At 74.5% G+C, this 9,330-nt stretch carries 9 protein-coding genes and 1 pseudogene; 2 read left to right on the top strand and 8 right to left on the bottom strand.

Features of this window, described 5'->3' with window-relative positions; translation table 11 throughout:
* Positions 1-453 (top strand): annotated as a pseudogene (locus ETD96_RS34500) (bifunctional 3'-5' exonuclease/DNA polymerase); the annotation flags it as partial.
* Here ETD96_RS34500 and ETD96_RS34495 read toward each other — a convergent pair.
* Entirely contained in the window at positions 435-1,121 is a 687-nt protein-coding gene (locus tag ETD96_RS34495) for an SGNH/GDSL hydrolase family protein (protein ID WP_240808442.1), read from the bottom strand. The pseudogene ETD96_RS34500 and the gene ETD96_RS34495 sit on opposite strands and share 19 nt — an antisense overlap.
* The gene (locus tag ETD96_RS34490; protein WP_138640676.1) at positions 1,118-2,518 is read right to left on the bottom strand and encodes an MFS transporter; all 1,401 of its coding nucleotides are present in this window, start codon (positions 2,516-2,518) and stop codon (positions 1,118-1,120) included. Before ETD96_RS34490 ends, ETD96_RS34495 begins: the two co-directional genes overlap by 4 nt.
* A 113-nt stretch (positions 2,519-2,631) precedes the next feature.
* On the opposite strand from ETD96_RS34490, the gene ETD96_RS34485 reads away from it, so the two are divergent.
* Positions 2,632-3,264, top strand: a complete 633-nt coding sequence (locus tag ETD96_RS34485; RefSeq protein ID WP_240808441.1) for a TetR/AcrR family transcriptional regulator — start codon at positions 2,632-2,634, stop codon at positions 3,262-3,264.
* Here ETD96_RS34485 and ETD96_RS34480 read toward each other — a convergent pair.
* The 6 genes from ETD96_RS34480 to mdlC form a co-directional block, all read right to left on the bottom strand.
* Positions 3,230-4,492: a flavin-dependent oxidoreductase gene (locus tag ETD96_RS34480; RefSeq protein ID WP_138640675.1), complete on the bottom strand. Its 1,263-nt coding sequence runs from the start codon at positions 4,490-4,492 to the stop codon at positions 3,230-3,232. The genes ETD96_RS34485 and ETD96_RS34480 overlap by 35 nt on opposite strands.
* 16 nt (positions 4,493-4,508) lie before the next feature.
* On the bottom strand, positions 4,509-5,390 hold the full coding sequence (locus tag ETD96_RS34475; RefSeq protein WP_138640674.1) for an ABC transporter ATP-binding protein: 882 nt from the start codon (positions 5,388-5,390) through the stop codon (positions 4,509-4,511).
* Positions 5,391-5,443: 53 nt separating this feature from the next.
* Positions 5,444-6,301, bottom strand: coding sequence for an ABC transporter permease (locus ETD96_RS34470; RefSeq protein ID WP_138640673.1), 858 nt, complete (start codon positions 6,299-6,301; stop codon positions 5,444-5,446).
* Positions 6,298-7,074 carry an ABC transporter permease gene (locus tag ETD96_RS34465; protein ID WP_138640672.1) on the bottom strand — a complete coding sequence of 259 codons (777 nt, stop codon included), beginning with the start codon at positions 7,072-7,074 and terminating at the stop codon, positions 6,298-6,300. The genes ETD96_RS34470 and ETD96_RS34465 overlap by 4 nt, the downstream gene beginning before the upstream one ends.
* Positions 7,071-8,057, bottom strand: coding sequence for an ABC transporter substrate-binding protein (locus ETD96_RS34460; RefSeq protein ID WP_138640671.1), 987 nt, complete (start codon positions 8,055-8,057; stop codon positions 7,071-7,073). Before ETD96_RS34460 ends, ETD96_RS34465 begins: the two co-directional genes overlap by 4 nt.
* A gap of 38 nt (positions 8,058-8,095) precedes the next feature.
* Positions 8,096-9,330, bottom strand: a 1,235-nt coding sequence (mdlC, locus tag ETD96_RS34455) for a benzoylformate decarboxylase (protein WP_138640670.1), incomplete at its 5' end; no start/stop codon positions are given.

Below are 9,330 nucleotides of genomic sequence, written 5' to 3'. Positions count from 1 at the left end.
GGGGAGCGGGGGCGGCTCGTCCGGTCCCGGCTCGGCCGCACCTGCCCGCCGCCGTCCGCCGGGTGGCGGGAGCTGACGGCGGCGGGCGACGGCGAGGGCGAGGAGCCCGGCGACCGGCGGGGCGCGGCGGCGCAGGCGCTGCGCAGCCGGGGCCGGTTCACCCGCAACTTCGTCGTCCAGGCCACGGCCGCCGACTGGGCGCTCGCGCTGCTCGGCTCCCTCCGCCGCCGCCTCACCGCCCTCGGCGCGGCGTCCGCCGGCCCGGGCGCTCCCCGGCTGGTGTTCTTCCAGCACGACGAGGTCATCGTGCACACGCCCGCCGGGCTGGCCGGCGAGGTCGCCGAGGCGGTGCACGCGGCGGCGGGGGAGGCGCGGCGGCTGCTGTTCGGCGACACCCCCGTCGTCTTCCCGATGGAGATCGCGGTGGTCGACCGCTACGCCGACGCCAAGTGAGCCGCCAGCGCGCGGACGGTGTTGGCCGCGGCGAACGCGTGCCCCCGCGCGTTCAGGTGCAGCTGGTCGGAGCTGTAGATGCCGGGGTCGGCGGCGACCGGGTGGTCCGGCGGGTTGTGCGCGTGGCAGGCGCCCAGCTCGGCGGCGACGTCGGCGGTCAGCGCGGCCAGCCGGCGGGTGCGGGCCGACATCACCTCCCGGTAGCGGGCCGGGCCGAGTCCGGCGACCGTGATGTCCAGCAGCCCGATCGTGACGACGTCGGCCCCCGCCGCGCGGAACGCGGAGATCATCGCGGCCAGCTCGCGCCGCACCCCGTCCGCGTCGAACTCGGGGCGCAGCATGTCGTTGCCGCCGGCCACCACGAACGCCAGGTCGGGCTTGAACGCCAGCGCCGGTTCGAGCTGCGCGGCGCGGACCTCGGCGGCGACCAGGTCGCGGCGGCCGAGGTTGAGCGCGGTGAACCCCGGTGCCACCGCGCCCAGCGCCTCCTCGACGCGGTCCGTCCACGACAGGTCGCGGTAGCCGGGCACGGGTTCGCGGACGCCCTGCGCGACGCTGTCCCCGATCGTCACCATCCGCCGCCACGGCGCGCCGGCCAGCATCGCGGCGGCCTCGGCGGCGGGCAGGACGGCCGGGTCGGTCCACTCCGACAGCACGGTCTCGGTCACGAGGTCTCCTTCGGTGAGGCGCCGCTCCGGAGGGTCAGCAGCAGTCCCGCGAGGACCGCGCCGGCGGCGGCCAGCGTGCAGAACAGGTAGACGGCGGTGTAGTCGTCGTGCACCGCCCGAGCGGGCAGCATCGCCGCGAGCACGGCGATGCCGAGCGCGCCGCCGAGCTGGCGCGCGGTGGTGTTGAGGCCGGTGGCGCCGGCGAACCGCAGCGGGCCGACCGACAGCGCGGCGGCCGAGGCGGTGCCGGTGGTGAGCATCCCCATGCCGGTCCCGACGAGGAGGCCGACGGGGAGCCAGAACGTGAGGAAGTGCGGGTCGGCGGGCAGCGACACGACCGTCCAGATCCCGGCCGCGACCATGATGGACGCGCCGCCCACCACGGCGGGCCGCACGCCGATGCGGCCGGTGAGGCGGCCCATCAGGATCGCCGCCGCGGTGGCGGTGAACGCGCCGGGCGTCGAGGCGAAGCCCGCCTTCAGGATCGAGTAGTCCCATTCGGAGGTCAGGTACAGCACGCCGAGCAGCAGCCACGAGTACAGGGCCGTCCCGTACAGGAACGAGGCGGCGTTCGCGACGGCGAACTGCCGGTTGCGCCACAGCGAGATCTCCAGGGCCGGCACCGGGTGCCGCGCGGACCGCCAGAGCGCCAGCGCGACGAGCGCCGCGCCGCCGAGCAGCAGCGCGAGCGTGCGGGCGTCCGTCCAGGACCAGTCCTGGGTCTGCGTCACGCCGAGCGCGACGCCGCCGATGCCGGCGCCGAGCAGGACCGTCCCGGCGAGGTCGGGGAGCCGTCCGGCGCCGCGCGCGGCGCGCGGCAGCCGCAGCCCGCCGAGCAGCATCGCCAGGCCGACCGGCAGGTTGATGACGAACAGCGACCGCCAGCCGAACTGGTCGACGAGGACGCCGCCGAGGCCGGGGCCGATCGCGGCGGCGAACGCGCCCGCCGCGCTCCACAGGCCGATGGCGCCCGCGCGCCGGTCGGCGGCGGTGTCGTGCAGCAGCAGGGCGAGGGACGCGGGGATCAGCGCGGCGGCCGCGGCGCCCTGGACGCCGCGCGTCGCGAGCAGCACGGGCACGTTCGGCGCCAGCGCGCAGGCCAGCGAGGCCAGCGTGAACAGCCCGGCGCCCCACAGGTACAGCGCCCGCCGGCCGACCAGGTCGGCGAGCCGGCCCGCGGGGGCGAGCAGCGCCGCGAACAGCGCCGCGTACAGGGTGATCACCCAGGTGAGGCCGGTCAGCGAGCTGCCCGGGAAGTCGGCGTGCAGGTCGGGGACGGCCAGGTTCGCCACGGTGGCGTCCAGCATGGCCAGGAACGTGGCCCCGGCGGCCAGCCAGGGCACGTCCCGCCGCGCGCCGGCCGCGCGGGGCGGTGCCGCGGTGGTGTCGGCGGTCATGGGGGTCCTCTCCAGAAAAATAAACGAACGGTCGTACACTCTTCTCTTCGGACCCCCGCCGTCAAGGGGGCGGGCGCCTTGACTTTGCACGAACGGTCGTGCAGATTTATCGGGTGACGACGGACGGACGGCTCCTGAAGGGCGAGCAGACCCGCAACGAGATCCTCTGCCGGGCCGCCGACATCGCCTCGGCGGAGGGCCTGGAAGGGCTGTCGATCGGCCGCCTGGCGACCGAGCTGCGGATCAGCAAGAGCGGGGTGTTCACGCACTTCGGCTCCAAGGAGGAGCTACAGCTCGCCACCGTCCGCAAGGCGGTGAAGCTGTTCCGCGAGCACGTGGTCAAGCCCGCCCTCGCCGCGCCGGAGGGCCTGCCCCGCGTCCGCGCGCTCCTGGACGCCTGGCAGCGCTACCAGCGCGAGCCCGTCTTCCCCGGCGGCTGCTTCTTCCACTCGACGATGGCCGAGTTCGACGCCCGCCCCGGCCGCGTCCGCGACGCCATCGCGGCCTCCCAGCGCGACTGGGGCGCCTTCCTGGAGCGCTGCCTCGGCGAGGCGCGCGACCGCGGCGAGCTGGACGCGTCCACCGACGTCCCGCAGCTGGCCTTCGAACTGGACGCCCTCTGCCGCACCGGCGCGGCCCACGCCCTCCTGTACGACGAGCCCGCCTACCACGACCGCGCGGCGCGGGCCATGGACGCCCGCCTCGCCGCCGTCAGCCCGCCGGCGAGTACGACGGGCGCGCGTTGAGCGCCGCCACGTCGGAGAACGACGTCTGCCGGTAGGCGCCGGTGATCGCGCTCAGCTCCGCGGGGGACAGGACGTCCTCGATCTGCTCGAAGCCCAGCGGCGCGCGTTCGCTCACGGTGTGCAGGATGCGGTCCGCCGGCATGTCCCGGCACGCCAGGACGATCGCGTTGGCCGTCTCGCGGCGCTCCTTCTCGTACGCGAGCAGCCCGTCGGCGGGGTCGTCCGACCGGGCCAGCTCGTGCGCCAGGACGCGGGCGTCGAGGACGGCCTGCGACCCGCCGTTGGAGCCGATCGGGTACATCGGGTGCGCGGCGTCGCCGACCAGGGTGACCCGGCCGAAGGTCCACCGGTCGAGGGGGTCCCGGTCGACCATCGGGTACTCCAGGATCTCCGCCGCGCCGGCCAGCATCGCCGGGACGTCCAGCCAGCCGAACCGCCAGTCGGCGAAGTGGGGGAGCACGTCCCCGAGCCGCCCGGTCCGGTTCCAGTCGGCGGCGCCCGCCGCCCCGTCGCCGGCGACCTTCACCTCGGCGACCCAGTTCAGCAGCGCCCGCCCCCGCCGCTCCGCGCGCATCGAGATCGGGTAGACGACGATCTTGGCCGCGGTGTTGCTGCCCGCCACGGCCAGCGTCCGCCCGGTGAGGAACGGCTCGCCCTCGGTCAGGCCGCGCCACATCCGGATGCCGTTCCACAGCGGGGCCGGCTCGTGCGGGTAGAGCCCGCGGCGGACCGCGGAGTACAGCCCGTCCGCGCCGACCAGCACGTCCGCCGTGACGGTCTCGGCCGTGCCGGACGCGCGGTCGAGCAGCCGCGCCCGCACCCGCGCGCCGTCCTGCTCGAAGCCGTCGAGGGCGGTGCCGGTGCGGACGGACCGCTTCCCGAGGCGCGCCAGCACCGCCTCCAGCAGCGCCATCTGCAGCTCGCCGCGGTGGATGGAGTACTGCGGCCAGTCGTAGCCGAGCGCGCGGCCGCGCGGCTCGCCCCAGATCCGGCCGCCGTACCGGTCGAAGTGCACCATCTCGCCGGTCGGGACGCCGAGCTCGGCCAGCGCGCCGCCGAGGCCGAGCTCGGTCAGCTCGCGGACGGCGTGCGGGAGCAGGTTGATGCCGACGCCGAGCGGCCACAGCCGGGCGGCCGAGTCGAGGACGAGCGCCTCGATGCCCGCCTCGTGCAGGCTCAGCGCGGTGGTGAGCCCGCCGATCCCGCCCCCTGCCACGAGTACGCGCATCGATCACCCTCCGCCGTCACCGCGCGGGCTTGCTGCCCGGCTCCGCCTTGGTCATGATCTCCTCTCCGGCCGCCGTTTCGGAGCCGGCGTCCGCTTCCGGCCCCTCCGCCGCGGCCGTCGTGGCGGCGGGCGCGGCCCCGGGCACCTTGGCGCCGCCGCGGACCAGCCGGCCCACCTCGGCGCGGAGCCGGACGAACTCCGGCAGCCCCCGCGTCTCGATCTGGTCGCGGGTCGACGGCAGCTCGACGCGCAGGTCGGCGTGCACGCGGGCGGGGGCCCGGTTCAGCACCACCACGCGGTCGCCGACGTAGACGCTCTCGTCGATGTCGTGGGTGACCAGCAGGATCGTCATCTTCTCGTTGCGGTGCACCTGGAGGACGAGGTCCTCCAGGTCCTCCCGGGTCTGGGCGTCCACGGAACCGAACGGCTCGTCCATCAGCATCAGCGACGGGCGGTACGCCAGCGCCCGCGCGATCGACACGCGCTGCTGCATGCCGCCGGACAGCTGCCAGGGGTACTTGCGCCCCGCGTCCGGCAGCCCGACCGACTCCAGCGCCCGCTCCGCCGCGGCGCGCCGCTCCGCGCGGGCCATCCCGCGCCGGCGCAGCGGCAGCGCCACGTTGTCGCGGACGGTCAGCCAGGGGAACAGCGACCGGCTGTAGTCCTGGAAGACGACGGCGAGGTCGTCGGGCACGCCGTTGATGGGCGCGCCGTCCAGGGAGAGCGTCCCGCCGGACGGGGCGATCAGCCCGGCGATGCACCGCAGCAGGGTGGACTTGCCGCAGCCGGACGGCCCGACGATGCTGAGCAGCTCGCCGTCCGGGACGGTGAGGTCGAGGCCGTCGAGCGCCAGGTGCCCGTCGGCGTAGGAGTGGGTGAGGCCGGTTATCTGAAGCATCTCAAGGGGCCTTTTCTGTGTCTTTTCCAGTGCGGTTCGTCAGTCGGTGCGGTTCAGCCGGCGAGCCTCTGCGCACCCGTGTGCCAGGCCAGCAGGCGCCGTTCCAGCAGCATGAAGAGGGCGTTGAAGAGGAGGCCGAGGATGCCGAGCATCACGATCGCCGCCCACATCCGCGGCAGCTCGAAGCCGCGCTGGGCGTCGATGAGCTCGGAGCCGATGCCCGCGGTGCTGCCGAACAGCTCGGACAGGACCATGAGGATCAGCGCGAACGACAGCGCCACCCGCAGCCCCGCGAAGATCTTGGGCGCCGCCGCCGGCAGCACGATCGTCAGCAGCCGGCGGACGGGCCCGACGCCGAACACGCGGGCCGTGTCCAGCTGCAGCGGCTCCACGGTGCGGACCCCCTCGGCGGTGTTGAGCAGCACCGGCCACACCACGCCGAACGCGATCGTGACGACCTGCATGGTCGCGCCGAGCTGGAACACCATGATGAAGAACGGGACCAGCGTCGGCGGCGGCACCGCCCGCAGGAACTCCAGCACCGGGTTCAGCAGGTCGTTGAGGACCGCCGAGCGCCCGATCGCCGCGCCGACCGCGACGCCGGCGGCGCCCGCGGCGGCCCACCCGATGAACAGGTGGGTCAGGCTCGTGGCGAAGTCGTCCATCGCCTGGTCGGTGAGGAACAGGTGCGACGCGGGGCCGCCGAACCACAGCTCGCGCAGCGTCCGGGCGATCGTCGTGGGCGGCGGGAAGTAGGTCTCCTCCACCGCCCGCGTGACGACCTCCCACAGCACGGCGGCGACGGCGACCAGCCAGACGCGCTCGGCGAACCCGCGCGCCGCCCGCGCCGCCCCGGCGCCCGGCCTCCGCGCGGGGCGCACCGCCCGCGCCCCGGTGCTCGCGGCGCTCATGCGGCGGCCTCCGCGCGGGCGGAGTCCCAGCGGAACGCGACGCGCTGCAGGCCGAGCAGGCCCGCGTTGGCGAGCAGGCCGAGGACGCCCGCCCAGCACGCCCCCGCCAGCAGCAGGTCGGTGCGGCCTCCGCCGGACTGGGTCTCGCTCAGGTAGATGCCCACCCCGTCGACCCCGCCGGCGTACAGCTCGGTGCTGATCACGACGATGAGGGCGACGGACGCGGCGATCCGGACGCCGGTGGCGATGAACGGCGCCGCGCTCGGCAGCGACACCCGCCACAGGACGGCCGGCGTCCCGAACCCGAAGGCGCGCAGGCTGTCCTTGGCCAGCGGGTCGACGTCGCGGAGCGCGTACAGGGTGTTGATGAGGATCGGCCACAGGCACGCGTAGAAGATCAGCGACATCTTCATCCGGGTGGGGTCCGCGAACAGGATGAGGGCGAGCGGGATCAGCGCGACCGACGGGATCGGCCGCATCAGCTCGACCAGGACCCGGGCCGCGGTGCCGAGCAGCGGCACCGAGCCGAGCAGCACGCCCAGCGGCACCGCCACGAGCACCGCCAGCGCGAGGCCGCCGAGCCACGCCCGCAGCGTGGCCCCGACGTCCACCAGGAACTCCCCGTCCACCGCCAGCCGCCCCGCCTCCCGCAGGATGGTGGTCGCCGGGGGCAGCGCGGCCGGGTCGACGAGACCGGTACGGCTCAGGGTCTCGATGACGGCGGCCACGCCGACCGCCCCGGCGGCACCGAGAACGATCTGGCGGGGTCTCATGGGGTCTGCGCGATGAACGACGTGGCGTCGATGGGCTTGTCCACGTACTGGAACTCGCTCATCAGGTCGGCCACGCGCTGCAGGGCGGCGGCGTCCAGCGACGTCGGGTAGGTCCCCATGCTCATCGACGCGGCGACCTTCGCGTTGATGCCCTTGGCGTAGGTCGGCAGGACGGCCTCGACCACCTTGCGGTCGGCGGCCATGCCCTGCGCCTTCTGGAGCGCGCGCTGGAACGCCGCGACCGTCTTCGGGTTCTCCTTGACGAACTTCTCCGTCGCGGCGTACCCGGCGATCGGCAGGTCGGCGGTCTTGCCGGTGGCGAGGTCGGCGACCATCCGCGCGCCCATCGACTCCGCCATCTGGGTGCCGAACGGCTCGATCGCCTGGACGGCGTCCACGCTCTCGGACTTCAGCGCCTGCTCCATCGCCGGCGGCGCGACCTCGACGAACTCCTTGTCCTCGTCGAACCGCACGCCCGCCGGCGTCCCCGCCGCCCGGATCAGCAGGGTGCTGATGTTCCGCTTGGTGTTGACGGCGATCTTCTTGCCCGCCAGGTCGTTGATCGTCTTGTACGGGGAGTCGCCGCGCACCATCAGCGTGTGGGTCTTGGACGCGCTCCGGAACCCCTCCGCGACGATCTTCGGCTTGAAGCCCGGGTCCTTGGTGCCGGCCGTGAACAGGGAGACGTAGTTGCCGAAGCTGAAGTCGAGCCGGCCGCTCTTCAGCAGCGGGATGCCCGCCGCGCCGCCCTGGATGACCTGCGTCTTCACGGTGAGGCCCTCGGCCTTGAACAGTCCCTTGTCGATGGCCAGCTGGACCGGCGCGGTGTCGGCGACGGTCATGGTGCCGAGGGTGATCTCGGACTGCTCCAGGCCGTTGGCGGACTTCGGCTCGTCGGAGCCGCCGCAGGCCGCGGCGGCGAGGGCGAGCACGGCGGCGAGCGCGCCGCCGAGCACCGCGCGTCGGGGGTGGGGTACGGACATGGGGGTTGCTCCAATGTGACGGGGGTGATGGAGGTCCGCTAAGGAGTAGACCCGTACATTGCGGAATTGTCTGCCATGACACTCACATCGAGAAGGAACGGACCGTCGTACTCGAGCGCCTCGGCCATCGCGGCGTCCAGGTCGGCGGCACTCGTGACGGCCCGTCCCGCGCAGCCGTGCCCCCGGGCCACGGCGGTGAAGTCGATGCCGGTGACGTCGGCGCCGACGATGTCCTCGATGCCGATCCGGCGGCCGAGCGCCCGGACCGCGCCGTAGCCCCCGTTGTTGAGGACGATCACCGTCATCGGCAGCCGGTGCTGGGCGGCCGTCCACAGCGCCTGCACCGAGTACATGATCGCGCCGTCGCCGAGGACGCAGACGATCCGCTCGCCGGATCCGGCCAGGGCGCGCCCGACCGCCATGGGCAGGCTCCAGCCGAGCGATCCGCTGCCCATCGTGTAGAACCCGCCGGGCCGCGTCACGGGGAGCCGCGCGTGGAACATGTCCCGGTGGCTCGGGCACTCCTCCACGACGACGGCGTCCTCGGGCATCCGCTCCCGCAGCGTCTCGATGACCAGCGAGGCGTCCATCGGGTCGGAGACCGGCGGCTTCGCCAGGCGCGGCCGCGGCTCCGGCGCCCGCCGGTCGGCCTTGCCGACCCGTTCGAGCAGGCCGGTGATCCCCGTCCGGAGGGTGGTGAGGACGCCGACGCCGACCGGGGCCCACGCCAGCTGGTCGGGGTCGCAGTCGAAGTGGAACAGCCGCGTCCCCTCGGGCAGGAACGGCCCCTCGCTGTGCACGTGGTAGTTGAACACCGGCGCGCCGAGTACGAGCACGACGTCGTGGCCCTCCAGGCGCCGGGCGAGCTGGTCGCGGACGGGCGGCAGGAAGCCCTGGAACAGCGCGTGGTCCTCGGGGAAGCCGGACCGGCCCGACAGCGGGCTGATCCACACCGGCGCGCCGACGCGCTCGGCGAGGTCGACCACGAGCGGGAGCGCGTCCTCGTCCTCGACGCCCGAGCCGACGATGATGACGGGCCGCTCGGCGCCGTTCAGCGCGTCGGCCGTCTCGGCGAGCGCCGCGGGGTCGGCGGTGAAGCCGCCCCGGATCTCGCGGTGCGGGACGGGTTCGGCGGGCCGGTCCCAGTCGTCCTCCGGCACCGACAGGAAGACCGGGCCGCGGGGCGGCGTCATGGCCGTCCGGTACGCCTCGGCGAGCGCGGCCGGCACGTCCTCGGGGCGGGCGGGCTGCCGGCTCCACTTCACGTACGGGC

The sequence above is a fragment of the Actinomadura geliboluensis genome (assembly GCF_005889745.1).
Lineage (GTDB): Bacteria > Actinomycetota > Actinomycetes > Streptosporangiales > Streptosporangiaceae > Spirillospora > Spirillospora geliboluensis.
This window is presented reverse-complemented; position numbering and strand designations above follow the sequence as displayed.

Coding starts and splice junctions, on each gene's coding strand:
- ETD96_RS34475 (WP_138640674.1), bottom strand. CDS start 5,390: ATGCTTCAGATAACCGGCCTCACCCACTCCTACGCCGACGGGCACCTG.
- ETD96_RS34470 (WP_138640673.1), bottom strand. CDS start 6,301: ATGAGCGCCGCGAGCACCGGGGCGCGGGCGGTGCGCCCCGCGCGGAGG.
- ETD96_RS34490 (WP_138640676.1), bottom strand. CDS start 2,518: ATGACCGCCGACACCACCGCGGCACCGCCCCGCGCGGCCGGCGCGCGG.
- ETD96_RS34460 (WP_138640671.1), bottom strand. CDS start 8,057: ATGTCCGTACCCCACCCCCGACGCGCGGTGCTCGGCGGCGCGCTCGCC.
- ETD96_RS34480 (WP_138640675.1), bottom strand. CDS start 4,492: ATGCGCGTACTCGTGGCAGGGGGCGGGATCGGCGGGCTCACCACCGCG.
- ETD96_RS34465 (WP_138640672.1), bottom strand. CDS start 7,074: ATGAGACCCCGCCAGATCGTTCTCGGTGCCGCCGGGGCGGTCGGCGTG.